The sequence below is a fragment of the Nocardioides sp. J9 genome, from assembly GCF_007829375.1.
Classification (GTDB): Bacteria; Actinomycetota; Actinomycetes; order Propionibacteriales; family Nocardioidaceae; genus Nocardioides.
On the sequence record NZ_VLJQ01000046.1, the window covers coordinates 28,116 to 53,203 of the forward strand.

At 73.8% G+C, this 25,088-nt stretch carries 24 protein-coding genes and 3 pseudogenes; 12 read left to right on the forward strand and 15 right to left on the reverse strand.

Annotated features, from left to right (window positions below; genetic code table 11):
- Positions 1–1,232: pseudogene (locus L615_RS03650) on the forward strand (hypothetical protein); the annotation flags it as partial.
- Here the strand turns inward: L615_RS03650 and pdxH are convergent.
- Positions 1,184–1,840 carry a pyridoxamine 5'-phosphate oxidase gene (gene pdxH / locus L615_RS03655; RefSeq protein ID WP_145724155.1) on the reverse strand — a complete coding sequence of 219 codons (657 nt, stop codon included), beginning with the start codon at positions 1,838–1,840 and terminating at the stop codon, positions 1,184–1,186. The pseudogene L615_RS03650 and the gene pdxH overlap by 49 nt on opposite strands.
- Before the next feature lie 138 nt (positions 1,841–1,978).
- On the opposite strand from pdxH, the gene L615_RS03660 reads away from it, so the two are divergent.
- Complete coding sequence (locus L615_RS03660) at positions 1,979–3,082, forward strand: citrate synthase 2 (protein ID WP_028654782.1); 1,104 nt, start codon at positions 1,979–1,981, stop codon at positions 3,080–3,082.
- A 150-nt stretch (positions 3,083–3,232) separates the two neighbouring features.
- Here the strand turns inward: L615_RS03660 and L615_RS03665 are convergent, their stop codons facing one another.
- Positions 3,233–4,825, reverse strand: a complete 1,593-nt coding sequence (locus L615_RS03665) for a DHA2 family efflux MFS transporter permease subunit (protein WP_028654783.1) — start codon at positions 4,823–4,825, stop codon at positions 3,233–3,235.
- 250 nt (positions 4,826–5,075) lie between these two features.
- Complete coding sequence (locus tag L615_RS03670; protein WP_145724156.1) at positions 5,076–5,948, reverse strand: LysR family transcriptional regulator; 873 nt, start codon at positions 5,946–5,948, stop codon at positions 5,076–5,078.
- Between the two features lie 79 nt (positions 5,949–6,027).
- On the opposite strand from L615_RS03670, the gene L615_RS03675 reads away from it, so the two are divergent.
- Complete coding sequence (locus L615_RS03675) at positions 6,028–6,954, forward strand: EamA family transporter (RefSeq protein ID WP_145724157.1); 927 nt, start codon at positions 6,028–6,030, stop codon at positions 6,952–6,954.
- A gap of 94 nt (positions 6,955–7,048) precedes the next feature.
- Here L615_RS03675 and L615_RS23695 read toward each other — a convergent pair.
- Positions 7,049–7,258: pseudogene (locus tag L615_RS23695) on the reverse strand (FCD domain-containing protein); the annotation flags it as partial.
- Positions 7,259–7,437: 179 nt separating this feature from the next.
- Positions 7,438–7,647, reverse strand: a pseudogene (locus L615_RS24675) (FadR/GntR family transcriptional regulator); the annotation flags it as partial.
- Between the two features lie 19 nt (positions 7,648–7,666).
- Between L615_RS24675 and L615_RS03685 the strand changes: the two are divergent.
- Complete coding sequence (locus tag L615_RS03685) at positions 7,667–8,926, forward strand: MFS transporter (RefSeq protein ID WP_145724158.1); 1,260 nt, start codon at positions 7,667–7,669, stop codon at positions 8,924–8,926.
- Here L615_RS03685 and L615_RS03690 read toward each other — a convergent pair.
- Positions 8,904–10,319: a PLP-dependent aminotransferase family protein gene (locus L615_RS03690; RefSeq protein ID WP_145724159.1), complete on the reverse strand. Its 1,416-nt coding sequence runs from the start codon at positions 10,317–10,319 to the stop codon at positions 8,904–8,906. The two genes, L615_RS03685 and L615_RS03690, sit on opposite strands and share 23 nt — an antisense overlap.
- 65 nt (positions 10,320–10,384) lie before the next feature.
- Between L615_RS03690 and L615_RS03695 the strand changes: the two genes are divergently transcribed.
- Positions 10,385–11,131 carry a pyridoxamine 5'-phosphate oxidase family protein gene (locus L615_RS03695; RefSeq protein WP_145724160.1) on the forward strand — a complete coding sequence of 249 codons (747 nt, stop codon included), beginning with the start codon at positions 10,385–10,387 and terminating at the stop codon, positions 11,129–11,131.
- On the opposite strand, the gene L615_RS03700 is transcribed toward L615_RS03695, so the two are convergent.
- Positions 11,052–11,729: a response regulator transcription factor gene (locus L615_RS03700; RefSeq protein WP_028654788.1), complete on the reverse strand. Its 678-nt coding sequence runs from the start codon at positions 11,727–11,729 to the stop codon at positions 11,052–11,054. The genes L615_RS03695 and L615_RS03700 overlap by 80 nt on opposite strands.
- Positions 11,726–12,823, reverse strand: coding sequence for a sensor histidine kinase (locus L615_RS03705; RefSeq protein ID WP_186449719.1), 1,098 nt, complete (start codon positions 12,821–12,823; stop codon positions 11,726–11,728). Before L615_RS03705 ends, L615_RS03700 begins: the two co-directional genes overlap by 4 nt.
- A gap of 130 nt (positions 12,824–12,953) precedes the next feature.
- Here L615_RS03705 and L615_RS03710 point away from each other — a divergent pair, with 130 nt between their 5' ends.
- The gene (locus L615_RS03710; RefSeq protein WP_232221692.1) at positions 12,954–13,883 is read left to right on the forward strand and encodes an ATP-binding cassette domain-containing protein; all 930 of its coding nucleotides are present in this window, start codon (positions 12,954–12,956) and stop codon (positions 13,881–13,883) included.
- On the forward strand, positions 13,880–14,785 hold the full coding sequence (locus tag L615_RS03715; protein ID WP_261376543.1) for an ABC transporter permease: 906 nt from the start codon (positions 13,880–13,882) through the stop codon (positions 14,783–14,785). Before L615_RS03710 ends, L615_RS03715 begins: the two co-directional genes overlap by 4 nt.
- Positions 14,786–14,922: 137 nt before the next feature.
- On the opposite strand, the gene L615_RS03720 is transcribed toward L615_RS03715, so the two are convergent.
- Positions 14,923–15,402, reverse strand: a complete 480-nt coding sequence (locus L615_RS03720) for a GNAT family N-acetyltransferase (protein ID WP_145724162.1) — start codon at positions 15,400–15,402, stop codon at positions 14,923–14,925.
- 104 nt (positions 15,403–15,506) lie between these two features.
- Here L615_RS03720 and serC point away from each other — a divergent pair, with 104 nt between their 5' ends.
- Positions 15,507–16,628: a phosphoserine transaminase gene (gene serC, locus L615_RS03725; RefSeq protein WP_145724163.1), complete on the forward strand. Its 1,122-nt coding sequence runs from the start codon at positions 15,507–15,509 to the stop codon at positions 16,626–16,628.
- Positions 16,629–16,778: 150 nt separating this feature from the next.
- On the opposite strand, the gene L615_RS03730 is transcribed toward serC, so the two are convergent.
- The 4 genes from L615_RS03730 to L615_RS03745 all read right to left on the reverse strand — a co-directional run bounded on the left by L615_RS03730 (position 16,779) and on the right by L615_RS03745 (position 18,981).
- Positions 16,779–17,054: a hypothetical protein gene (locus L615_RS03730; protein WP_028654792.1), complete on the reverse strand. Its 276-nt coding sequence runs from the start codon at positions 17,052–17,054 to the stop codon at positions 16,779–16,781.
- Between the two features lie 115 nt (positions 17,055–17,169).
- Entirely contained in the window at positions 17,170–17,661 is a 492-nt protein-coding gene (locus L615_RS03735; protein WP_028654793.1) for an O-acetyl-ADP-ribose deacetylase, read from the reverse strand.
- Positions 17,662–17,672: 11 nt separating this feature from the next.
- Positions 17,673–17,978 carry a DUF1905 domain-containing protein gene (locus tag L615_RS03740; protein WP_036517059.1) on the reverse strand — a complete coding sequence of 102 codons (306 nt, stop codon included), beginning with the start codon at positions 17,976–17,978 and terminating at the stop codon, positions 17,673–17,675.
- A gap of 13 nt (positions 17,979–17,991) precedes the next feature.
- Positions 17,992–18,981, reverse strand: a complete 990-nt coding sequence (locus L615_RS03745; protein ID WP_028654795.1) for a DNA topoisomerase IB — start codon at positions 18,979–18,981, stop codon at positions 17,992–17,994.
- Between the two features lie 175 nt (positions 18,982–19,156).
- Between L615_RS03745 and L615_RS03750 the strand changes: the two genes are divergently transcribed.
- The 4 genes from L615_RS03750 to L615_RS03765 are packed head-to-tail and all read left to right on the forward strand — an operon-like array spanning position 19,157 to position 22,769.
- Entirely contained in the window at positions 19,157–19,798 is a 642-nt protein-coding gene (locus tag L615_RS03750) for an ABC transporter permease (protein WP_028654796.1), read from the forward strand.
- Entirely contained in the window at positions 19,795–20,979 is a 1,185-nt protein-coding gene (locus L615_RS03755; RefSeq protein ID WP_051485527.1) for an ABC transporter ATP-binding protein, read from the forward strand. Before L615_RS03750 ends, L615_RS03755 begins: the two co-directional genes overlap by 4 nt.
- Positions 20,972–21,772 (forward strand): ABC transporter permease, encoded by an 801-nt coding sequence (locus L615_RS03760; RefSeq protein ID WP_232221693.1) that lies wholly within the window; start codon positions 20,972–20,974, stop codon positions 21,770–21,772. Before L615_RS03755 ends, L615_RS03760 begins: the two co-directional genes overlap by 8 nt.
- Position 21,773: 1 nt before the next feature.
- Positions 21,774–22,769 (forward strand): glycine betaine ABC transporter substrate-binding protein, encoded by a 996-nt coding sequence (locus tag L615_RS03765; RefSeq protein ID WP_145724164.1) that lies wholly within the window; start codon positions 21,774–21,776, stop codon positions 22,767–22,769.
- 48 nt (positions 22,770–22,817) lie between these two features.
- On the opposite strand, the gene L615_RS03770 is transcribed toward L615_RS03765, so the two are convergent.
- Both L615_RS03770 and L615_RS03775 read right to left on the reverse strand, forming a co-directional pair.
- Positions 22,818–23,828, reverse strand: a complete 1,011-nt coding sequence (locus L615_RS03770; protein ID WP_145724165.1) for a WD40 repeat domain-containing protein — start codon at positions 23,826–23,828, stop codon at positions 22,818–22,820.
- A complete protein-coding gene (locus tag L615_RS03775; RefSeq protein ID WP_145724166.1) occupies positions 23,825–25,048 on the reverse strand; it encodes an SAM-dependent methyltransferase in 1,224 nt (407 codons plus the stop codon). The genes L615_RS03770 and L615_RS03775 overlap by 4 nt, the downstream gene beginning before the upstream one ends.
- Between the last annotated feature and the right edge of the window lie 40 nt (positions 25,049–25,088).

Below are 25,088 nucleotides of genomic sequence, written 5' to 3' on the forward strand. Positions count from 1 at the left end.
CCCCAGTCACGACGGCCGCCCTGGTCCCCAAGCCGGCCGTCGAGGCGGAGCCGGTCGCCGAGGCGGAGCCGGCCGCCGACCCCGAGCCCCCGGCCTCGGTCGAGCCGATCGCGCACGACGAGTTCCGCAGCCTGCTCACCCCGTCGCGGTCGGTGCCCCGTTTCGACCCACTGACCGACCCGTTGCCCGAGCTGCTGGACGACCCGCTCACCGGCCCCTGGCGGCCCGACGACGAGCCGGCACCGATCGACCTCTCCCGGGTCGCCGGTGGCACGAGCGACCAGACCGCGCAGGTCGATGCCGACGCCGCCTTCGAGGCCGACGCCGACGCCGAGGTCGAGGCCGAGACCGAGCAGCCTGCGGTCGACGCGGAGCCCGGGCCGGTCGACGCGCAGCCGGTCGAGGCCGACCCGGAGCCCGAGCCGCTGGTCGCCACCGCGCCGGTCCCCGCCCCGGAGCCGGTCAGGGCTGCGCCGCCGGCCCCGTCCCGGCCGGAGGCACCGGCCGACCAGCGGGGGATGCACGAGGAGTTCCGCAACTTCGTCTCGCCCGGCTTCGAGGTGCCGCGGTTCGAGCCGCTCGAGGGTGAGCTGCCGGCGGGCAGCGACCTGGTCCGTCGGCGCCGCAGCCGCAGCAGCCGCAGCGCCCGGGGACTCGGACGGCGCCGCGACCGCGCGAGGCGGACACCGTCCCCCGAGCCGCAGCCGGCCGCGGAGCCGAGCCTCGACGAGGCTGTCGAGCAGCGGATCGCCGCGTTCACCAGCCCGGTCACGAGCACGAGCGGCAGCGACCCCGCAGCCACCGAGCCCACCACCGAGCCGGCCACCGAGCCGACCACCGAGGTCGCGCCCGAGCCGGAGCGGACGGCGCTCGACCTCCAGGCCGTCGACGGGGGCGACGACGGCGACCGTGGTGACGAGCCCGCCGCCGCGGACGAGTCCGAGCGGGACGACCACCTGGACGACCAGCCGGACCAGGCCGACGGGGCCGGGCCGGAGCAGCCGGAGGTTCAGGCGAGCACCGCGCGTGCGTCTCGTCAGCGCGGCCCGGCGGTCGCCCACGCCTCCTCCGACGACGACCGCCAGCACACGCTCGTGCTGGTGGCGGTGATCGCGGTCCTGATCGTGCTCGGCGTGGTCTGGGCCTCGCGGGACTCCGGCGAGCCCGAGGAGGCGGGGACGCCTCAGGGTGCCAGCCGCTCCAGCGTCCAGCTCGTGCCGTCGGCGGTGTAGCGCAGCCGGTCGTGCAGCCGGCCGCGCCGCCCCTGCCAGAACTCGAAGCGCTGCGGCGCGACGCGGTAGCCGCCCCACCCGGGCGGCACCGGGACGTCCTGCCCGGCGAAGCGCTCCTCGGCCTCGCGGTAGCGCAGCTCCAGCTCGTCACGCCCGAGCACGACCTGCGACTGCGGTGAGGCCCAGGCGCCGAGCTGCGAGCCGCGGGGCCGGGTCGCCCAGTAGGCCTGCACGTCGCCGGCCGGCAGGCGGGTCGCCGTGCCCTCGACGCGCACCTGCCGCTCGAGCGGGTGCCACGGGAAGAGCAGCGCGCAGGCCGCCGTGTGCTCGAGCGCGGCGCCCTTGCGCGAGGCGGTGTTGGTGAAGAACCGGAAGCCGTCCGGGCCGACGCCCTTGAGCAGCACGGTGCGCGCCGACGGCGTCCCGTCGGGGTCGACGGTGGCGACCACCATCGCGTTCGGCTCGTGCAGCCCGGCGGTCGCGGCGTCGTCGAACCAGCGCTGCCACAGGGCCCACGGGTCGGGGCCGGCGCCGACCTCGTCGAGCCCGGCGTCGCCGTACTCGGCACGCAGCGCGGCGAGGTCGGACGGGTGCTCGTGCTCTGCCATGGACCCAACCTAGACGTGGGCCGGATCGCGTTGGCGGGGACGCCCGTAGGGGCCGTTACGGGAGTGGGGCAGAATGCGGGTGGCCCGCGGCCCGCTGCGCCCTCGCGCGCGCCGCCCGAAGCAACGAAGGAGTCGCCGATGGTCGAGGTACATCACGGACTGGAAGGCGTCGTCGCCTTCGAGACCCAGATCGCGGAGCCGGACAAGGAGGGCTCGGCGCTGCGCTACCGCGGCGTCGACATCGAGGACCTCGCCGGCCGCGTCCCCTTCGAGAACGTGTGGGGGCTGTTGATCGACGGCTCCTTCACCCCCGGCCTGCAGCCGGCCGAGGCGTACTCGCTGCCCGTCCACACCGGTGACGTGCGCGTCGACCTGCAGTCGGCGATCGCGCAGCTGGCGCCGGCCTTCGGCATCACCTACACCTACGACTCGACCCCCGAGAAGGTCCGCGAGGACCTCGGCCGGGCGGCCGTCATGGTGCTCGCCTGGGCCGGGCAGTCCGCCCGCGGCCTGGGCCTGCCGGTCGTGCCCCAGAAGGTCGTCGACGAGGGCAAGACCCTCGCCGAGCGGTTCCTGCTGCGCTGGCGCGGCGAGGCCGACCCGAAGCACGCGAAGGCGATCGACGCCTACTGGTCGTCGGCGGCCGAGCACGGCATGAACGCCTCCACGTTCACCGCCCGCGTCATCACCTCGACCGGGGCCGACGTGGCAGCCGCCCTCTCCGGCGCCATCGGCGCGATGAGCGGCCCGCTGCACGGCGGCGCCCCCTCGCGCGTGCTCGGCATGATCGAGGACGTCGAGAAGTCAGGCGACGCCCGCAAGTACGTCAAGAACCTGCTCGACTCCGGCGAGCGGCTGATGGGCTTCGGCCACCGCGTCTACCGCGCCGAGGACCCGCGCGCCCGCGTGCTCCGCCGCACCGCCCGCGAGCTGGGCGCCGCCCGCTACGAGGTCGCCGAGGCCCTCGAGCAGGCCGCCCTGGCCGAGCTCCGCGAGCGCCGCCCGGACCGCGTGCTGGAGACCAACGTCGAGTTCTGGGCGGCCATCGTCCTCGACTTCGCCGACATCCCGGCGCACATGTTCACCTCGATGTTCACCTGTGCCCGCACCGGCGGCTGGTCGGCACACATCCTCGAGCAGAAGAAGACCGGTCGCCTGATCCGCCCGTCGGCGGTCTACACCGGTCCCTCGTCGCGGCCCGCCAGCGAGATCGACGGCTGGAACGCCGACTGGGCGGGATGACCCGCTCCCCCTGACGACGACAGCGCCCCACCGGCTCGGCCGGTGGGGCGCTGTCGTGTCGTACGGCGTCGGTCGGCGCCGTCCTTCAGTGCCGTGGGTCAGTGCCGTGGGTCAGTGCCGTGGGTCAGTGCCGTGGGTCAGTGCCGTGGGTCAGTGCATGAGCACCGGGGCGACGTCGCCGTCGGCGTCGGCGGCCTCGTCCTCCTCGCGGCGGCGCGGCAGGAACGCGACCGGGACGAGGGTGACCAGCACCAGGGCGAGCGCGACCCCGAAGGTGCTGCCGAAGGCACCGGCCGCAGCGTCGAGGCCGCTGGCGACGAGCTCGCGCGGCAGCTCCAGCGCCGTGGCCAGGCCCGGGTCCATGGTCGCGGCGATGGCGAGCTCGGCCTCGGAGAGCGACTCGCCGCCAGCCAGCGGGACGCTGTCGCCCTTGCCGAGCTGCGTGGTCAGCACGACCGAGAGCACGGCCGTGCCGACCGAGCCGCCGACCTGCTGGATGATGTTGAGCAGGGTGGACCCGCGGGCGGCGTCGGCGTGGCTGAGCGTCTTCAGCGCCGAGGTCATGATCGGCATCATCGTCATGCCCTGGCCCAGCCCCATCACGAACAGCGCGCCGCTGAGCAGCCAGTACGACGTGTCCGCCTCGAGCTGGGTGAAGCCGAGCAGGCCGACGGCCATCGCGACCAGGCCGAAGGGCGCCGTACGACCGATCGGGACCCGGTCGGCGAGCACGCCGGCCAGCGGCATCATCAGCATCGCGCCCAGGCCCTGCGGGGCGACGAGCAGGCCGGCGTGGAGCGTGGACTCGCCACGCACCTGCAGGTAGTAGCTCGGGAAGAGCAGGCCGGCACCCATGAACGCGACCATGAAGATGAACATGGTGATGGTGGCGACCGTGAGGCGCTTGTTGCGGAACAGGCGCAGGTCGACCAGCGGGTGGGCGGGCTTGAAGCTGTAGAGCACGAACGCGACGATCAGCACGATGCCGGCGGTGGCCGAGACCCACACCCGCGGGCCGAAGGACGCCCCCTCGCCGGACTCGGCGATCGAGGAGACGCCGAAGAGCAGCAGCGCCAGGCCGGGCGAGAGCAGCAGCATGCCGAACAGGTCGAAGCGCTCGGAGGGGTGCGGCTCGTCCTTCGGCAGGATCGCGGCGGCAGCGGCGATCGCGATCGCGCCCAGCGGCAGGTTGATGAGGAAGATCCAGTGCCACGACGCGATGTCGATCAGCCAGCCGCCGAGGATCGGGCCGCTGATCGGGCCGAGCAGCATCGGGACGCCGAGGATCGCCATCAGGCGACCCATCCGCTTCGGGCCGGCGGCCCGGGTCATCATCGCCATGCCCAGCGGCATCAGCATGCCGCCGCCGAGGCCCTGCAGCACCCGGAACAGGATGAGCATGCCGACCGAGTCGGCGAGCGCGCACAGCGCCGAGCCGGCGGTGAAGAGCAGCAGCGCCACCAGGTAGAGGCGCTTGGTGCCGAACCGGTCCGCGGCCCAGCCGGTCATCGGGATGACCGTGGCCAGGGCCAGCGTGTACGCCGTCATCGTCCACGCCACGGTGGCCAGCGAGGCGTCGAACTCCTCGCGGAAGGTCGGCAGCGCGACCGACACGACGGTGATGTCGAGGATGGACATGATCGCCCCGAGCACCACGACGAGCGCGACCTTGAGGACCGCGGCGTCGATGTGGTCGGGGTACTCGGGCTCGGCGGGGCGTGATGGCGCCGCAGCGTCAGTCATCGGGCGGGCTCCTTGCGGTCGCGGTCCGTCGGGAGCGGGTGCACCCGACGGGGAGTCTCGTTCGGTGTGCGCTCGCCGCGGCGGCGGTCCGACGACCGCGGCCTGCGGGGCGGCCGACCTGCGGCGCGTCCCCTGCTCGCGCGCAACCTTGGCAAACTATCACCAACCAGCGGTTGTTCCCGGCCGCGCGGCGTGATCCCGCGCACACACCCCGGGCCTCCGCGCTGGTGCTCCCGGCAAGTCGCCCGGGTCAGTGGGCGATGCCGAGCTGGTCGAGCAGCGCCGCCGCGGCCGGTGCCGGCCCGAAGCTGCTCCACACCAGGTGCTCGGTGCGCACCGGCGCCCCGGTCACCGGGATCGCGACCAGGTCCGGGAACTGGTCGACGAAGGCGGAGGCGAGCAGCGCGACCGCGAGACCCTCGCGCAGGATCCGCGCCATCAGCAGCATGTCCGCGACCTCGAAGGCGACCTCGCGGGTCAGCCCCGCCCGCTCGAACGCGAGGTCGCTCTGCTGGCGGCCCGGGCTGGTCGCCGGGAAGTCGACGAAGGTCTCCTCCGCGAGCCGCTCCAGCCGGACCCGGCGCCGGGAGGCCAGCGGATGGCGGGGCGCGACGACGGCGCGGTGCTGGTCGCGCGGGAAGACGTGCCCGGCGACGCCGGAGGGGACTCGCCCCTCGGGCAGCCCGAGGAACGCGAGGTCGAGCGAGCCCTCCGCCACCCGGCGCACGAGGGTGTCGCTGCTCGCGCTCTCGAACCGGACCCGGACACCGGGGTGGTGGGAGCGGAACTCCCGCAACGCTGCAGGCACGTCGACCGCTGCGACCGTCGGGATCACCCCGATGGACAGCGGTCCACGGATCTCGCCGACCGCCGCGGCGACCTCGGCGGCGGCGCGGTCGGCGGCGTCGAGGCACTGCCGGGCGACGGGGAGGAAGGCCTCGCCGGCAGGCGTGAGGCGGACCTGCCGACTGGTCCGGTGGAACAGGCGCGCGCCCAGCTCCTGCTCGAGCCGGGCGACCTGGTGGCTCAGCGCCGACTGCACGACGAAGCACCGCTCCGCCGCGCGGGTGAAGCTGCCGAGCTCGGCCACCGCCACGACGTACCGCATCTGCTGGAGCTCCACGAGATCAATCGTGCAGCACGATCGATCTCATGAAAAGCATGCGTTGGACTCATGGCTCGGAAGCGAGCACCGTGGAGGCATGACCTCCTCCACCCTCGCCGCTCCCGGCTCGCCGGCACCCGCCAGCACCTCCCCCGCCGTCGACCCGGGTCGCGCCGGCCTCACCGCGCTGACCGCGCTCGCGCCGGTGGTGTGGGGCACGACGTACCTCGTCACCACCGAGCTCCTCCCGGCCGGCCACCCGCTCTTCGCCGGCCTGCTGCGCGCCCTGCCCGCCGGCCTCCTGCTGCTCGTCGTGCTGCGGCGGCTGCCGCAGGGGGTGTGGTGGTGGCGGACGCTCGTGCTCGGCGCCCTCAACATCGGCGTCTTCTTCCCGCTGCTCTTCGTCGCCGCCGAACGGCTGCCGGGCGGCGTCGCCGCCACCGTCGGCGCGATCCAGCCCCTCCTGGTGGTCGCCCTGGCGCTGCCCGTGCTCGGCGAGCGGCCCACCACGCCGCGGGTGGGGTGGGCCGTCGCCGGCGCCGCCGGCGTCGCGCTGGTGGTGCTGAACCCGGCCGCCGACCTCGACGCCCTCGGCCTGCTCGCCGGCGCCGGTGCCGCGCTCTCGATGGCTGCGGGCCTCGTGCTGACCCGCCGCTGGGGCCGCCCCGAGGGCACCTCCTCCCCCGTCCTGGTCAGCTGGCTGCTCACCGCCGGCGGCCTGGTCCTGCTGCCCGCCACCGTCCTCGTCGAGGGCGCGCCGCCCGCGGTCGACGGCGGCGCGGCCSCSGSCTACCTGTGGCTCGGCGGCGTCGGCGGCCTGGCGGCGTACCTGCTGTGGTTCCGCGGCGTCGGCCGCCTGCCCGTCGCCTCCACCGCCCTGCTCGGCCTGCTCTCCCCGATCGTCGCCGCCACCCTCGGCTGGCTCGTGCTGGGCCAGGACCTCCGCCCCGTCCAGCTCGCCGGCTTCGCCCTCGCCCTCGCCGCCATCCTCGGCGGCCAGCTCGCCACCGGCGAGCGGCGGTGACGCGCACGGTAGGCCCTCGGGCACGGGAACGAGCACGGGCACGGACACGGGCCCGGCTCGACCACCGGGCGTCCGATCACGCCGTCCCGGGCAGTCAGCGGGTGACGTGGTCGAGCAGCTCGGCGCTGGCGCGGGCGGCGGCCCCGGCGTCGCCGCGGCGGACGGCCTCGAGGACGGCGTCGTGCTCGGGGAGCATCGCGGGGTAGCCCCGGGTCGGGTCGTCGATGCTGGCGCGCAGGGTCTCGACGAGGCCGCCGTAGAGCTCGCTGAGCAGCGGGTTGTGGGCGGCGGTGACCACGGCGACGTGGAAGGCGNNAGCCGATCGAGGGCGGCCAGGTCGTCGTCGGTACGACGCTGGGCGGCCAGCGCAGCGGCGCGCACCTCGATCGCCTGGCGCACCTCCAGCAGGTGCAGCGCGTCGACCCGCTCGACCTGGCGGCGCATCAGCGCCTGCACCTCGGTGGTCGCGGCGACGTAGGTCCCGTCGCCGCGGCGCACCTCGAGCACCCCGACGTGAGCGAGCGCCTTGACCGCCTCGCGGACGGTGTTGCGGCTGACCCCGAGGGTCGCGGCCAGCGCCGGCTCGGGCGGGATCCGGGTGCCGACGGACCACTCACCGCTCGCCAGCAGGCGACGCATCCCGTCGATCGCCTGGTCGACGAGGGAGGTGGGGGTGGCGGGCGCGAGGGGCATCCATTCGTCCAATCATCCGATGTCTGTCATGCTAGGGGACGTGCCCGACGTCGTCCACCCGACCCCGAGCCGCCCGACCAGCAGGCCACGCCGCGGCGGGCTCGGCCTGGTGGTCGCGGTCCTGCTCGTCTCGGTCAACCTGCGCATCGCCGTCACCAGCCTCGGCGCGCTGCTCGACCGGCTCGGCGAGATGGGCGTCTCCCCCACCACGCAGGGCGTCCTCACGTCCCTGCCCGTGCTGTGCTTCGCGATCGTCGGCGCCACGGCGATGGCGGTGACCCGCCGGGTCGGCGTCGACCGCGGCCTGGCGATCGCGCTGCTCGTGCTCACCGCCGGGCTCGTGCTGCGCGTGCTCGACGGCACCCCGGCCCTGCTGGCGGGCACCTTCGTCGCCTGCGCCGGCATCGCGCTCGCCAACGTGCTGATCCCTGCGATCGTCAAGGAGCACTTCCCGGGCCGGGTCGGCGCACTGACCGGCGCCTACACCGCGTTCCTCTCGATCGGCTCCGCGGCGGGCGCCGCGCTCGCCGTGCCCCTCACCAACGCCACCGGCTCCTGGCGCCTCGGGCTGGGCCTGTGGGCCGTCGTCGCGCTCGCGGCCGCGCTGGCGTGGGCGCCCTTCGCGCGCGGCGGCGCCGAGCGCCGCTCGACCCAGCGCGGCGCACCGATGTGGCGCCACCCGACGGCGTGGGCGGTCACCGTCCTGTTCGGCACCCAGTCGCTCTACGCCTACGTGATGATGAGCTGGCTGCCCAGCGTGTACGTCGACGCGGGGTTCAGCGAGGAGGCCGCCGGCGTGCTGCTCGCGGTCAGCATCATGATCGGCGTCCCGTTCTTCTTCGTCGTCCCCAGCATCGCCGGACGGATGCGGCAGCAGGGCCCGCTGATCGCCGGCCTCACCGGGCTCACCGTCCTCGGCTGGACCGGGCTGTGGGTCGCGCCGGAGCAGGGCGCGTGGCTGTGGGCGGCGCTGCTCGGCGCCGGCGGCTCGGTCTTCCCGGTCGTGCTGCTCTGCTTCGCCCTGCGCACCTCGACCTCGGCCGACACCGCCGCGCTGTCGACGATGGGCCAGAGCGTCGGCTACCTGATCGCGGCCGGCGGCCCCTTCCTCGTCGGGGTGCTGCACCACGCGACCGACGGCTGGGCCGTGCCGTGCGCGCTGCTCGTCGGCCTCGGCGTCGTGCAGGTGGGTGCCGGGTTGCTCGCCGGCCGACCGGTGACCATCGACGCACCGGCCGGTCCCGCTGCGAGCCAGGTCAGGACCGGTCCAGCGCGCTGACCAGCACCGCCAGCGCCTGGTCCAGCTCGGCGTCGCTCGGCCCGCCGAAGCCGACGACCAGCCCGCTGAGCCGCGCCGTGCGGCAGTAGTCGCGCAGCAGGTTGACCCGGAAGCCCGCCCGCTCCGCGGCCGCCCGGGCGCGGACCGCCCGGGCGTGCGGCAGCAACCACGTCGAGTACATGCCCGCCACCGGGCCGGCCAGCTCGGCGAAGGGCTCCAGCGCCGCCACCACCCGCGGCGCCCGCTCGGCGTAGACCCGGCGGGCGGAGCGGACCACCGCGTCGACGTACCCGTCGCGCAGCAGGGTGACCATCGCCCGCTGCACGGGCCACGCCGGGGCGTCGTGGGTGAGCGAGCGGTGCGCGTCGTAGGCATCGAGCAGCGCGTCCGGTACGACGCTCCAGCCCAGCCGCAAGGACGGCGAGATCGCCTTCGACGCGGTGCCGAGGTAGGCCACCCGCTCGCGGTCGAGGGTGGCCAGCGCCGGCACCGGCGCGACGTCGTAGCGGAACTCGGAGTCGTAGTCGTCCTCCACCACCAGCGCGCCGTCGCGTCGGGCCGTGGCAACCAGGACGAGCCGGTCGGCCGCCGGCATGACCCGGCCAAGCGGGTGCTGGTGGGCGGGGGTGACGTAGGCCGCCGCACACCCGGCGAGGTCGTGGACCGGCTCGAGCGCGGGCAGGTCGCGCACCTCGCGGCCGGACTCGCGCACCGTGGCGACGGCGGCGCGGTAGCCGGGGTCCTCGACCGCGACCGGCTCGCGCGGCAGGACGGCGAGCAGGTGCCGCAGCCCGGCGCCGGTGCCGCTGGTGACGCGCACCTGGTCGGCGTCGACAGCCAGGCCGCGGGTGCGGCCGAGCCGCTCGGCGACCAGTGCGCGCAGCTCCGGCAGCCCGCGCGGGTCGTCGTACCCCCGCGGCGGCGTCGCCGACGACACCTCGCGCCACGCCCGCCGCCACACCGCGGCGTGCCGCGGGTCGACCCACGGCGTGCCGGCGTCCATCATCACCAGCTCCCGCTCCGCCCGAGGGGTACGACGGCGCGCCGGTCGCGCCAGCCCCGCCGCACGACCGCCCGGGCCGCCCGCGACCCAGGTGCCGGCACCGCGGCGGGCCTCGAGCCGGGCCTCCCACATCTGGCCCTCGGGGCCCCAGCCGCCGGGGCGCGAGCGGAAGTCCCGGGCCTCGAGCCAGCCCTCGGCGAGCAGCTGGTCGAAGGCCTGCTCGACGACCGACCGGGAGACGCCGAGGTCCGCTGCGAGCCGGCGCGAGGCCGGCATCCGGTCGCCCGGGGCGAGGCCTCCGTCGAGCACCAGCTGGCGGACCCGGTCGGCGAGCTGGGTGCCGAGCGGGCGCGGGTCGGCCCGGTCGAGCCGGACAGGGAGGGTGCTCATTGGCCTGCCGAACTTGTCGAGAACTGGCCCGGGACAACAGGCCACTTGGCGCGCACCATGGTGCCATGACCACGCCCCCGACCGCACCGCCGTCCCACCAGTCCCTGCCGCCGCTCGAGCCGACCGCCCGCACCCGGGTGACCCGCGGCCGCAACCGCGCGGTCACCGATCGTGCCGCGCTGCTGGACCTGCTCGCCGACGGCCTGGTCGCCCACCTGGGCGTCACCGTCGGGGACCACCCGGTCGTGCTGCCCACGGCCTACGCGGTCGACCCCGACGGGCCGGACGAGGGTGGCAGCCTCTACGTGCACGGATCGGTCGCCGCCCGCTGGTTGTGCGGGTCCGTGGGCGCGACGGTGTGCGTCACGGTGACCGAGCTCGACGGGCTGGTCGCCGGCCGCTCGGCCTTCCACCACTCGATGAACTACCGGTCCGCGGTCGTCATCGGCCGGCCCCGGCTCGTCGACGACCCGGCGGAGCGGCAGCACGCGCTCGACCTCCTCGTCGACCACATGATCCCGGGCCGGTCGGCGACCCTGCGACCGAGCACGCGCAAGGAGCTGGCCGCCACCGCGGTGCTGGCGGTGCCGCTGCACGAGGCGTCGATGAAGGCCCGCGCCGGCGGGCCGGTCGACGAGCCGGAGGACGTCGCCGCGGGGGTCTGGGGCGGGCACGTGCCGGTGCGCCGCGAGCTCGGGCCCGTCGTACCGGCCGGGGACAACCTGCCGGGGCTCAGCGTCCCGGCGGACGTCGCAGGCCGGACTCGATCGCGAACACGACCAGCTGCGCCCGGTCCCGCGCCTGCAGCTTGACCATCGCCCGGCTCACGTGGGTGCGCACGGTGTCCGGGCTGACGACCAGCGCGTCGGCGATCTCGGCGTTGGACATGCCGGTCGCCACCCAGCCGAGCACCTCGCGCTCGCGCTCGGTGAGGTCGCCCAGGCGCGGGTGCGGCCGCTCGGCGCGGCTGGCACCGAAGTGGTCGATCACCCGGCGGGTGACCGACGGCGCGAGCAGGGAACCGCCCTCGGCGACGACCCGCACCGCGTCCAGCAGCGCGGTCGGCTCGGCGTCCTTGAGCAGGAAGCCGCTGGCGCCGTTGCGCAGCGCCTCGAAGACGTACTCGTCGAGCTCGAAGGTGGTCAGCACGACCACCCGCACGTCCGCGAGCGTCGGGTCGGCGGCGACCTCGCCCAGCAGCGCCAGCCCGTCCATCACCGGCATCCGGACGTCGCAGAGCACGACGTCGGGGCGGGTACGACGCAGCAACGCCAGGCCCTCACGCCCGTCGCCAGCCTCCCCCACCAGCTCGAGGTCGGGCTCCGCGTCGACGAGGGTGGCCAGGCCCATCCGCACCAGTGGCTGGTCGTCGACCAGCGCCACCCGGACCGGCGCACCGGCCGCCGTCATGCGGGCAGCACCGCCGCGACCTCGAAGCCCCCGCCGGTCGCCGGCCCGGCGCGGAAGCTGCCACCGACCGCGGCCACCCGGGCGCGCATCCCGCTGATGCCCATGCCCTCATCCTGCACCGCACCGCCCCGGCCGTCGTCGGAGACGCGCAGCGCCACGGTCTCGGCGCCGCGTTCCCAGGTGACCAGCGCGGTGCTGGCGAACGCGTGGCGCAGCACGTTCGTCAGCGCCTCCTGGAGGAGCGCGTACGCCGTCTCGCCGACCGCCGGGTCGAGGACGCCCGGGTCGCCGAGCACCTCGACGCGCAGCCCGGCGGCGCGGACGCGATCCACCAGCGCCGGGATCGCCTCCGCGCCGGGGGCGGGACGCCACGGAGCAGGCTCCCCGGCCATCGTCGCGAGCTCGGTGCGCAGCGCGTCGAGGGCCTCACGGCTCGTCGTCCGGATCGCCTCGAGGCTCTCCCGCGCCTTGGCCGGGTCACGGTCCAGCACGTGCAGGGCGACCCCGGCCTGCATGGCGATCACCGCCAGCCCGTGTCCGACGCCGTCGTGCAGGTCCTGCGCCATCCGCAGCCGCTCCTCGGCCGCCGCCCGCGTCGTGCGGTCCACCCGCGCGCTGCGGCCGTGGCGCAAGGAGGTCCCGATGGCGGTCGCGGCAGCGACCAGGGCACCCACCCCGATGCCCTGCCAGGTGCCGACGACGACGTCGTCCCACCGCAGCCCGCGTACGAGCAGGCCGGCCCACAGCAGCACCGCTGCCGCACCCAGCACGGGCAGCCACCCGCGCACCGGCCGACCGGTCGCGAGCACGAAGGCGCCGACGATGAGCGCGAAGAAGATCGGCCCGTTCTCGCCCCCGACGGCGAAGTAGCCGCCGGACAGCGCGCCGGTCGCGAGCAGGCCCGTCGGCCAGCGGTCCAGGGCGAGCAGCGACAGCGCCGCCGCCGCGGCGAGCACGACGGCGAGGAACCGCGCGGCCACGCCGGGGTCGACCACCCCGCCCGGACCGAGGTTGGTGCCGGCCGAGCCGCCGATGATGACCACCGCGACCGGGACCAGCCACCAGCGCCGTGCGAGCCACGTGTTCGTGTCCATGCACCGAACGTAGGCGAGTCGACGGCCGACGTCGTACGACGAGGAGAGCCTCCGCCCTACGCAGGCTTGCGTACGTCGACGCCTCCTGCCGGCGGACGCGCCGGACGCCGTCGGCCCGCAGGGTGGAGCCATGGACGACATGGCACCCACGGTGGCCTCCACCGACAACCTCACCAGGGTCTACGGCGACCGGGTCGCCGTCGACCGCGTCACCATGACCGTGCGGCGCGGGGAGGTCTACGGCTTCCTCGGACCGAACGGGGCCGGCAAGACGACGACCCTGCGCATGCTGCTCGGCCTGGTCCGGCCCACCTCGGGTTCGGCGTACGCCACCTCCCCGGTGGGCGCGCTGATCGAGGGGCCGGGCTTCTTCCCCTACCTGTCCGGGCGCGCGAACCTGCGCACCCTCGCCCGGCACCGCGGCTTCGACGACGCCGAGGTGGAGCGCGTGCTCGAGCGGGTCGACCTCGCCTCGCGCGCCGACGACCGGTTCAAGGGCTACTCCCTCGGCATGAAGCAGCGCCTCGGCGTCGCGGCCGCGCTGCTCGGCGACCCCGAGCTCGTCGTCCTCGACGAGCCGACCAACGGCCTCGACCCCGCCGGGATGGCGGACATGCGCGCCCTCGTCGTCGACCTCGCGCGCGGCGGCCAGACCGTGCTGCTGTCCAGCCACCTGCTGGCGGAGGTGCAGGAGATCTGCGACCGCGTGGCGATCATCCACGAGGGCCGGCTCCTGCACGAGGGCAGCGTGGCCGAGCTGCGCGGCGGCGTGTCCCTGCGCGTGCGGGCCGCCCCGGAGGACGAGGCGCTGGCGGTCGCGATGCGGCTCGCCGGCGACGACGGCGTCGCCCGCACCCCGGACGGGGCGCTGCAGCTGGCCCTCCGTCCCGAGCGGGCGCCCCGGGTCGTGCGCGACCTCGTCGCCGCCGGCGTCGACGTGCACGAGGTCACCGCCGTCGAGCGCAGCCTCGAGGACGTCTTCTTCGAGATGACCACCCACCACGTGACCAGCCCGACCGACCCGTCCAGCCACCACACCACCGAGGAGGTGCCGGCATGAGCACCACCGCCGCCACGCGACCCACCGCACCGAGCGCCCGCACGGGCGCCGTGACCGCGACCGTCCGCAGCACCCGCGCCGAGCTGCTCCGGCTGCGCGCCTGGCCGGCCGTGTGGATCACGCTCGGCGCCTGGCTCGCGCTGAGCCTGATGTTCGGCTACCTGTTCACCTACCTGTCGTACACGACCGGCGACCCGGGGTTCGCGGACGAGGGCACCACGCGGGAGCAGCAGCTCGCCGAGCTGCTGCCCACCGCGGTGCCCGACGTCTTCCTGCAGGGCATGCCGATGTTCGGCGGCGCGCTGATGDTGGTGCTCGGCGCACTGGTCGCCGGCAGTGGCTACGGCTGGGGCACCTGGAAGACGGTGTTCTCCCAGGGGGTACGCCGTGGTCCCGCCGTGGTCGGCTCCGCCCTCGCGCTGAGCGCGTTCGTCGTAGCGACCCTGCTGGTCACCCTCGCCTTCGACCTTGGCGTCTCCCTGGTCATCACCGCCAGCGAGGGCCACGACGTCGTGCTGCCCTCGACCGGCGCGGTCGTCGAGTCGCTCGGCGTCGGCTTCCTCGTGCTGGAGACGTGGGCGCTGGTCGGCTTCGCCCTCGGCACCCTCGCCCGCGGCCCCGCGCTCTCCGTGGGGCTCGGCCTGGTCTGGGCGCTGGTGGTCGAGAACCTGCTGCGCGGCGTCGGACAGCTGCTCGGCTGGGTCGAGGCGCTCACCGAGGTGCTGCCCGGCACCGCCGCCGGGTCCCTGGTCGGCGCCCTCGTCGGGGCCGGTGAGGGCGACGGCACGCCCGGTGTGCTCGACACCGTCCCGGCCACCCGGGCCGCCCTCACCCTGGTCGCGTACGTCGTCGTGGCGCTCGTGCTGAGCGCCGCCCTGGTCCGCCGGCGCGACGTCTCCTGACCCACCGACCGCACTGGCCGCGCGGGCCGCACCAAGGCTTTACCGGTGCAGATGTTTGAGAGCCCTCGCGGCGGGAAGTGGCAGGACCGGAGCTGAGCGGCCATCTCGGGGCCGCTCAGACCGGCGAGTCGAACCTCTCAGATCCGCTTGCCGAAGCAGCGCGACAGCTCGTGGCCGGCGTAGTAGCCGAAGTCGGGGACCTCGACGTAGCCCTCACTGAGGTAGAGGCTGATCGCCTCCGGCTGCTTGAGGCCGGTCTCGAGGACGGCGAGGTCGTGCCCGGCAGCCGCAGCCGTCGCCTCCAGCTCACGCAGCACCATCCGCGCCAGGCCGCGGTTGCGGGCCTCCGGCACGACGTACATCCGTTTCACCTCGACCGCGGACGTGCCGCCGAGCTCGCGGACCGGGGAGCGGCGCCAGGCGCCGGTGGCGACCGGTGTCGCGCCGTCGTACCCGACGAGGAAGAGGCCCTCCGGCGGGTCGAAGACGGTCGGGTCGATCGGCGCCTCGTCGGGCGAGCCGTAGCGCTCGGCGTACTCCTGCTGGACGCGGTCGACCAGCAGGGTGGCGTCGGCGTGGAGGTAGCCGACCGGACGGAGCTCGAGCGAGGCTTGCATGGCGAAACCGGTTTAGCACCGGCGTCACCTGCCTGTCACACTGGTTTCACCCCTGACAACGTCGTCAGCCTCACTCTGCTCGCACCGATGAGAAGGTTGACCACGTGACCGACATCCAGATCCCCGCCGACCTCAAGCCCGCCGACGGCCGCTTCGGGGCGGGGCCGTCGAAGATCCAGACCAGCCACCTCGACGCGCTGGCCGCGACGGGCGACTCGCTGATGGGGACCTCGCACCGCCAGGCGCCGGTCAAGGACACGGTCGGTCGCGTGCTGCAGGGCCTCGCCGACCTGTTCACGCTGCCCGAGGGCTACGAGGTCGTCCTCGGCAACGGCGGCGCCACGGCCTTCTGGGACATCGCCGCCTTCGGCCTGATCGAGAAGAAGTCGCAGCACCTGTCGTTCGGCGAGTTCTCCAGCAAGTTCGCCGCGTCGGTCAAGGCCGCCCCCTGGCTCGACGAGCCGTCCGTCATCACGGCCGAGCCCGGCTCGCGCCCCGAGGCCGTCGCCGAGGAGGGCGTCGACGTCTACGGCTGGGCGCACAACGAGACCTCGACCGCCGTGATGGCCCCGGTCGTGCGCCCCGCGGGCGCCGCCGACGACGCGCTCGTCCTCATCGACGCCACCTCGGGCGCCGGCGGCCTGCCCGTCGACCTCGCCGAGACCGACGTCTACTACTTCGCGCCGCAGAAGTGCTTCGCCTCCGACGGCGGCCTGTGGTTCGGCATCTTCAGCCCGCGGGCGCTCGAGCGCGCCGAGCGGATCGCCGCCTCGGACCGCTACGTCCCGCCGTTCTTCGACCTGCACACCGCGATCGACAACAGCCGGAAGAACCAGACCTACAACACCCCGTCGGTCGCCACCCTCTTCCTGATGGCCGAGCAGCTCGACTGGATGAACAGCCAGGGCGGCCTCAAGGGCATGGTCGAGCGGACCACCGCCTCCTCCGACGCGCTCTACGGATGGGCCGAGCGGACGTCGTACACGACGCCGTACGTCGCCGACCCCAGCCACCGCTCGCTCGTCATCGGCACCGTCGACTTCGACGACGCCATCGACGCCGCCCAGGTCGCGAAGGTGCTGCGCGCCAACGGGATCGTCGACACCGAGCCCTATCGCAAGCTCGGCCGCAACCAGCTCCGGATCGCGATGTACCCCGCGGTCGACCCCGCCGACGTCGAGGCGCTGACGCGGTCGATCGACTACGTGGTGGAGCGGCTGGGCTGAGCCTCGGTGGGTGGGGGTTTCACCACCTGGGTGGTGAAACCCCTGCCTGGCGCAGGAAATCCGGGCCGGATCGGCGAGTTTCGTGTGCCCAGTCCCGTAGTTTCACCACCTGGGCGGTGAAACCCCGCCCCGCCAGCCCCCGCACAACCCTCAGGCCATCACGTCCACCCGAGGGGCTCCGAGCGCGACCATCAGGTCGCGTCGGGCCTCCCCGGTCACGGCGCCCGGCGTGGAGAGGGCCTCGGCGACGGAGCGCCGGAGGTCCTTGGCCTCGTGGAAGTGGTGGAGGGCGGCAGAGCGCCACTCCTCGATGTCCGGCCCCATCTCCGGCATCGGGTCCACGACGACGGGCGTGCGGAGGACGAAGGCCCCGCACAGGAGCGCGAACCCGGTCAGCAGCACCGCGGTGGTCAGCTCGATCGGCATGGTCGTCTCCTCTTCTCCTCGCCTGCGTCGGTGACCGGACCAACGCGGGTCCGCAGGGGAGGTGACGATCGGACGACGAAATCGGGACGAAGTCCCGATCACCCGCCGGAGGCGTTCAGAGGCGCCCCGCGACGAGCTCGTACGACGACCGGCCGAACGCGACGATGCGGGCGAGCTCGACCTGCGTGGGGGTGCCGCGCAGGGTCTCGAGGGCGGCGTCGACCGCGTCCTCCTTCGGCCAGCCGTAGATGCCGGCGCTGACGAGCGGGAAGGCGAGGCTGCGGGCGCCGAGCTCGTCGGCGACCTCGAGGGCACGGCGGTAGCAGGAGGTCAGCAGACGGCGGTCGGTCTGCCCGATGCGGTAGTTCGGGCCGACGACGTGGATCACCCACCGGGCGGGCATGTCGCCGGCGGTGGTCCAGCCGGCGTCGCCGGTGGCGAGCCCGTCCGGGAAGCGTCGTACGCAGTCCTCGAGCACCGCCGGGCCGCCCGCCTGGTGGATGGCACCGTCGACGCCGCCACCGCCACGCATGCGGGAGTTCGCTGCGTTCACGACCGCATCGACGCGCTGCTGGGTGATGTCGCCCTCGACGACCTCGATCTCCATGCCTGTCCCCTTCACTCGACCGTGCGGAGCCGCACCCGGCACGGTCCGCCCTCGACCAGGCCCTCCGCGGTGCGCACCGACTTCTTCACCGGCAGCACGAACGTCTTCTGCTCGGCGCTGGGGAAGACCGACGTGCGCCACGTGCTCGCACCGATGGTCACCTCGACGCGGACGCTGCCGAAACCCTTGCGCGGCGCGACGTCGTCGATCGCGTCGGACACCTCGAACGGCAGGCTGACGAAGAACCAGCTGCTGCCCGCCTGGTCGCGCGCCTCCCAGCGCCACAGGTCCGCGGTGAACGCGAAGTCCTCATCCACGCGGCCGATCCTGTCAGCGACCTCCGACAAGGCGCAGCGTCGCCCGCTCCAGCGCGGCCCGGCGGGCATCGGGGTCCACGTCCTCGCCGGAGGTACGACGCACGGCCGCCCGGATGGTCCGGTCCGCCTCGTAGGCGTCGACCACCCGCGGGTCGACGTACGCGCTGCGGGCCAGGGCCGGCGTGTTGCCGAGGAACTCCGACACCTCCCGCATGGCCGAGGCGATCGCCCGCTTCCGTGCGGTCTTCGACGACTCCGACGCCGGGGGCGCCTCGGCGAGGGCGGCCGCGGCGAGCACGGTGCCGTGCCAGGTGCGGAAGTCCTTCGCCGACACGTCGAGCCCGCTGACGTTGCGGAGGTACTCGTTCACGTCGGTGCCGGTGACGTCCAGCAGCCGCGTGTCCTTGCGGCGACGCCGGCGCCGCTTGTCGAGCGCCTCGACCGCGACCTGGTCGTCGATCTCCACGTGGTGCTCGACGCCGGACTTGCCGGTGAACTCGAAGACCAGCTTCTCCTTCCGGCGACGCACGTGCTGCCGCTCGAGCGTGGTGAGCCCGACCGAGCCGTACTCCTCGGCGTAGATGTCGTTGCCGATGCGGAAGCAGCCCAGGTCGATGAGCCGTACGGCGAGGGCGCAGGTCGCCTTCTGCCCGAGGTCGTCCTCGCCGAGGTCGGCGAGCACCTCCTCGCGGATGCGCGGCAGGCGGCGGCCGAGCTTCACCACCCGGCGGTGCTTCTCGTCGCTGCGCCGGGTCACCCAGTCCGGGTGGTAGATGTACTGGCGGCGGCCGGCGTCGTCGGTGCCGACAGCCTGCAGGTGCCCGTTGGGGAACGGGCAGATCCAGACGTCGGTCCACGCCGGCGGGATCACCAGCGCCTTGCACCGCTCGACGTCCTCCGGATCGAGGCGCGCGCCGGACTGGTCGAGGTGCACGAAGCCACGCCCGGCACGGCGCCGGATCCAGCCCGGCTGGTCGGGTGAGCTGCGACGGAGACGGACCACGCAGGACAGGTATCCAGTGCGGCTGGTTCCAGCCGTCCGCCCGTGCGTGACCATGCGCACCGTAGCGGTCGCACACGCGTTTGTGGTTAGGTCTTGTCGGGTCGTGACATCCGTCGGCTGTTCGTGGGGAACGTGACGGGACGTTCCCGGCGGCCCACCAGGAGGTGCCCTCCCCGTGTGGGAGTTCATCAGTGAAAGACGCGCCAGTCTGGCCTTCGACGCCTACCAGCACACGAGCCTCGTGCTCCAGTGCGTGCTCCTCGCGACGGTGATCGCCGTCGTCGCCGCTGCCCTCATCACCCGCGCCCCGCGGCTCGAGCCGGTGGCCAACGCGGTGTCCGCGATCGGCCTCACCCTGCCGTCCCTGGCGCTGATCGGCCTGCTGATCCCGCTCTCGGGGCTGGGCACGACCACCGCCGTCGTGGCGGTGACCTTCTACGCCGTGATGCCGATCCTGCGCAACGCCGTGGTCGGCTTCGCGCAGGTCGATGCCACGCTTCTGGAGTCCGCACGCGGCATGGGGATGTCGGAGCTGCGGACGCTGACGCGCATCCGGCTGCCGCTCGCCTGGCCGGTGATCCTCGCCGGGGTCCGGGTCTCCACCCAGATGTCGATGGGCGTCGCGGCGATCGCGGCGTACGTCATCGGCCCCGGCCTCGGCAAGTACATCTTCACCGGGCTCGCCACCGACGGCGGGGCGAACTCCGTCAACAACGCCGTCGTCGGCACGTTCGGCATCGTGCTGATCGCGCTCGTCGCCGACGCACTGCTCCTGCTCCTGGGCCGCCTGACGATCTCGAAGGGAATCCGCGCATGACCACCACCGAGGGTGCACCCGACGACACCGCCCACAACGACGACACCTCCCGCGAGATCAGCGGTGCGGAGCTGGTGCTGACCGACGTCGTCAAGAAGTACCCCGGCCAGAAGACGGCCGCGGTCGAGGGCCTGTCCCTCACCATCCCCGCCGGCGAGATCGTGATGTTCATCGGGCCGTCCGGCTGCGGCAAGACGACCTCGCTGAAGATGATCAACCGGCTGATCGAGCCGACGTCCGGCACGATCACCATCGACGGCAAGGACATCCGCCAGCAGGACGAGAACGAGCTGCGTCGCCACATCGGCTACGTCATCCAGGGCGGCAGCCTGTTCCCGCACATGACGGTGGAGAAGAACATCGCCATCGTGCCGAGGCTGCTCGGCTGGGACGCCGACCGCATCGAGGAGCGGGTCACCGACCTGCTCGACCTGGTCGGCCTCGAGCCGGCGCGCTACCGCCACCGCTACCCGCGCGAGCTCTCCGGCGGCCAGCAGCAGCGCGTCGGCGTGGCCCGCGGCCTCGCGGCCGACCCGCCGGTGATCTTGATGGACGAACCCTTCGGTGCGGTCGACCCGATCACCCGGCAGCGGCTGCAGGACGAGCTGCTCAGCATCCAGCGCGAGCTGCGCAAGACGATCGTCTGCGTCACGCACGACATCGACGAGGCGATCAAGCTCGGCGACCGGATCCTGATCCTCCAGGAGGGCGCGAGGATCGCGCAGTACGACACCCCGGAGACCATCCTCAGCGCGCCGGCCAACGACTTCGTCGCCGACTTCGTCGGCGCCGGCTCGTCGCTGAAGGCGCTCAGCCTGGCCCGGGTCTCCGACGTCGAGCTCCGCCAGCCCACCACCGCACGCGTCGGCGAGTCGACCGCGGAGGCGCGCAAGAGGGCCGAGGCGAACGGCGACACCGCCGTCGTCGTCCTCGACGACCGCGGCCGGCCACGCGGTTGGCCGTGGCTGCGGCAGCTGCGCGGGGAGACGATCATCGTCCCCGACCACGAGGTCAACGACGTCGACGAGCGGTCCACGCTCAACGACGCGCTCGACACGATGCTGTCGAGCAGCCACGGCGCCGCGATCGTCACCGGGCGCCGCGGCCAGTACCTCGGCGTGGTCGACTTCGCCGCGGTCACCGAGCAGATCCGCGCGATGGAGGAGCAGGCCGGTGGCTGAGCCCACGACCGTCACGCCCACCGCGCCCGCGACCGAGTCCGCGCCCCGCGGCCGGCTGACCCGCGAGGCCCTGCTGATGCTGGTCCTGCCGCCCGTCGTCGTGCTGCTGGTCTTCGGCGCCTGGGTCTGGTGGCGCCAGACCACCGACCTGGACGTCATCGAGGCCAACCAGCTGCGCTGGTCGGAGATCCGCTCGCTGCTCGTCGAGCACGTCCAGCTCACCGTCGTGACCTCGCTGATCGTCGTCGGCATCGCCGTCCCGCTCGGCATCGTGCTCACCCGCCGTGCCTTCCGCGCCGCGGCGCCGGTGGTCGTCGGCATCGCGAACGCCGGCCAGGCCGCGCCGTCGGTCGGCCTCATCGTGCTGCTGTTCCTGTGGCTCAACGACTGGCTCAGCGGCTTCTGGATCGCGGTGATCGCGCTGAGCCTCTACGGCATCCTGCCGGTGCTGCGCAACACGATCACCGGCATCGAGGGGGTCGACCCGACCCTCGTCGAGGCCGGACGCGGGGTCGGCATGACGACCTTCGGGACGCTGTTCCGCATCGAGCTGCAGCTCGCGCTGCCGGTGATCATGGCCGGCGTCCGTACGTCGCTGGTGCTGGTCGTCGGCACCGCCTCGCTCGCGTGCTTCATCAACGCCGGCGGGCTCGGCGAGATGATCATCACCGGCATCACCCTGTTCAAGTACTCCCTGATGATCTCCGGCGCCCTGCTCGTCGCACTGCTCGCGCTCGTCTTCGAGTGGCTGGGACGGGTGCTGGAGCTGCTGACCCGACCGAGGGGCATCTGACATGCGCATGCTGCGGAAGGCCGCCGGTGCCGCACTGATGGCGCTGTGCCTGGTGGCGACGCTCACCGGCTGCGGCCTGGGCACCGCGGGCGGACGGATCCTGTCCGGCTCGCTCTCCGGGCCGGTCGAGGACGTCGAGTCGCTGGAGGGGCTGCACATCGGTGTCGGCTCCAAGAACTTCAGCGAGAACATCATCCTCGGCAAGATGGCGATCAGCCTGCTCGCCTCGGCCGGCGCCGACGTCACCGACCTCACCAACATCCCCGGCTCCGCGTCCGCGCGGGAGGCCCACCTGCAGGGCCAGATCGACGCGATGTGGGAGTACACCGGCACCGGGTGGATCGCCTACCTCGGCGAGGAGAAGCCGATCCCGGACGAGCAGGAGCAGTACGAGGCCGTCCGCAAGCGCGACCTCGACGAGAACCAGCTGGTCTGGCTGCCGCCGGCACCGATGAACAACACCTACGGCTTCGCGATGACCCAGGCGACGAAGAAGAAGCTCGGCATCAGCAAGCTCTCGGAGCTGCCCACGGTGCCGGTCGAGGAGCGCACCTTCTGTGTCGAGTCGGAGTTCACGAACCGCCCCGACGGCCTGCCCGGGATGCTGAAGACCTACGGCGTCCCGCAGGGCCGGCCCAACGGCGTGCCGGACGGGAACCTGAAGACCTTCCAGACCGGTGCGATCTACAGCGCCACCGACGCCGGCAAGTGCAACTTCGGCGAGGTGTTCACCACCGACGGCCGGATCAAGGCGCTCGACCTCGTCGTGCTCGAGGACGACAAGCAGTACTTCCCGAAGTACAACGTCTCCCTCGTGGTCCGCGAGGAGGTCCTCGACGACTACCCCCAGATCGCCGACCTGTTCGCGCCGGTCTCCGAGGAGCTCACCGACGAGGAGCTCATCGAGCTCAACGCACGGGTCGACGTCGACGGCGAGGAGGCCGTCGACGTGGCCTGGGAGTGGCTGGTCGAGAAGGGGTTCGTCACCGAGGAGTGACGCTCGGTGGCCCGGCTGCCAGCGGCTGGCAGGTCAGCGGCCGGTCCGTCAGCGGGGGCGCAGCGAGCGCAGCAGCGCGACGACGATGACCGCGCCGACGACCCCGCCGAGGGCCCACGGCCACCAGCCGCGCTCGTCGGCCCGCACCGGTACGGACTCGCCGTCCTCGCCGTCCTCGCCGTCAGCACGGCTGTCGCCGTCGGTGGCGGCGTCCGCCGGCGCACCGGTCGCCGAGCCGTCGACGGCGGCCCGGACGTCGGCGGGCAGCTCGACCCGCAGCACCTCGGCGGCCTGGCCCTCCGAGCTGAGCAGCACCTCACCGTCCGCGGTGACCGCCAGGCCCTCGCCCTGCTGCTGGGAGGGCAGGTCGAGCAGCGCGACCCGGTCCAGCGCGGGCCAGGTGTAGACGGCGGCCTGCGTGTAGTTGCGGATGATGACGTGCCGCCCGTCGGGGAAGAAGGCTCCGTCGGTGGCGATGCCGAGCACCTCGTCGACCGGCTCCAGCTCGTTGACCCGGTCCTCGGACAGCTCCTCGGGCGCGGCGTACACGCGACCGAAGACGCCCTTGGAGACCACGTAGATGCGGCCGGTGCCGGGCTCGGTGAGCAGCGTCTCGGCGTCGCGGGGTCCGCCGTCGTAGGCCAGGCGGTACGACGGGGCCCGCACCTCGCGGTCGCCGCGCCCGACCGGCACCTTCGTCACCGTGACGGTGCGCCGCGCGGCCAGGTTGTCGCCGATGTCGCCGACCCACACGTGCCCGTCGCCGGCGGGTGCGAGGGCCTCGATGTCGGTGGCCTCGCCCTGCCACCGGGTGACGCCGACGGTCTCACCGGTCGCCGGGTCGATGGTGAAGACGCGGTTGCTGTCGCCGGAGTCGTTGACGGTGACCGCGAGGCCGTCCTGCAGCACCAGGCCGCTGGACTCGACGACCTCGGGGTCGGCGAACGCGAACACGACCTCGGAGTCGACCGGCTCCCGGGCCGCGCCCGGCGCGAGCAGCGCGACGCCGAAGGGCACGGGCAGCAGCGCGAGCAGCACCTTCTCGACCACGCGGCTCACGCCCCCGCGGCCGGCAGGTCGAGGAGCTCACCGAGCCGCGGTCGGATCCCCCACGTCGCCACCAGGTCGTCGTACTCGTCGAGCGGCTGGGCGCCGCCCGTGCGCACCGCCCGCAGCAGGGTGTTGCGCGGGGTGTGCTTGCTGTCCACGAACTCCATCACGTCGACCCGGTAGCCGCAGCTGCGCAGCAGCTGGGCGCGCAGCGCGTCGGTGAGGGTGTCGGCGAACCGCTCACGCAGGATCCCGTCGCGCACCAGCGAGGTGTACGGCGACGGCGAGTCCGCCTTGCGCAGCTGGGCGGCGATGTCGTGGTGGCAGCAGGGCGCGGCCAGCACCAGCGAGGCGTCCCAGCCGAGGGCGCGGGCGAGTGCGTCGTCCGTGGCGGTGTCGCAGGCGTGCAGGGCCAGCACGACGTCCGGCGGCTCGGGCAGCTCGGCGTCGCCGATGGTGCCGGCGACGAAGCTGGCGTCGATGCCCAGGCCGGCGGCCACCGCGGCGTTGTGGTCGCGGGACTGCTCCTTGACGTCGACGCCGGTGAGCCGCACGGGCAGGCCGCGGCGCTCGCTGAGGAAGCGGTGCGCGGCGAAGGTGAGGTAGCCGTTGCCGCACCCGAGGTCGACGATGCGCAGCGGGTCCTCGGGCGTGGGGGGGCGCAGGTGGCCGCGGGTGCGGGCGTCGGCGATGGACCGGTCCAGGATGCGCAGGAAGTCCTCGACCTGGCGGTACTTCGCCATCCGGCTGGGCTTGATCCGGCCCCTGGCGTCGGCGAGGCCGAGGGCGGCGAACAGCGGGTCGTCCTCGGGCAGCATCCGGTCCTTGGCGCGGTCGTGGTCGCGGGTCGGCGCTGCCGCGTCGTCGGCCTGCCGCTGCGCGGTGTGGACCTGGGCGTCGCCCTTCTTGGTGACGCGCAGCGACAGCTGTCTGTCGGTCGTCTCGACGGTCCAGTTGCCGAAGGGCTCGGCCAGCAGGCCGTCGACCGCGGCCCCTGCCGCCTCGCCGAGCAGGTGGTTCGAGGTGTGGGCCTGGGTGGCGTCGTACCGCACGACCTGGAGGTGCCGGCCCGCCTTGAGGTCGACCCAGCGCAGCTCGACGCGGCGCCACCCGGGAGCGGCGGTGCGGCGCTTGCCGGACGCGACCGCACGGACCAGGCGGTCGTCGGCGAGCAGGTCCTCGCGCACCCGCGCCAGGCCCTGCTCGAGCGTCTCCGTGCGGCTGCTCATCGCGGGCTCACTGCACGACGGCGGCCACGACGACGATGAG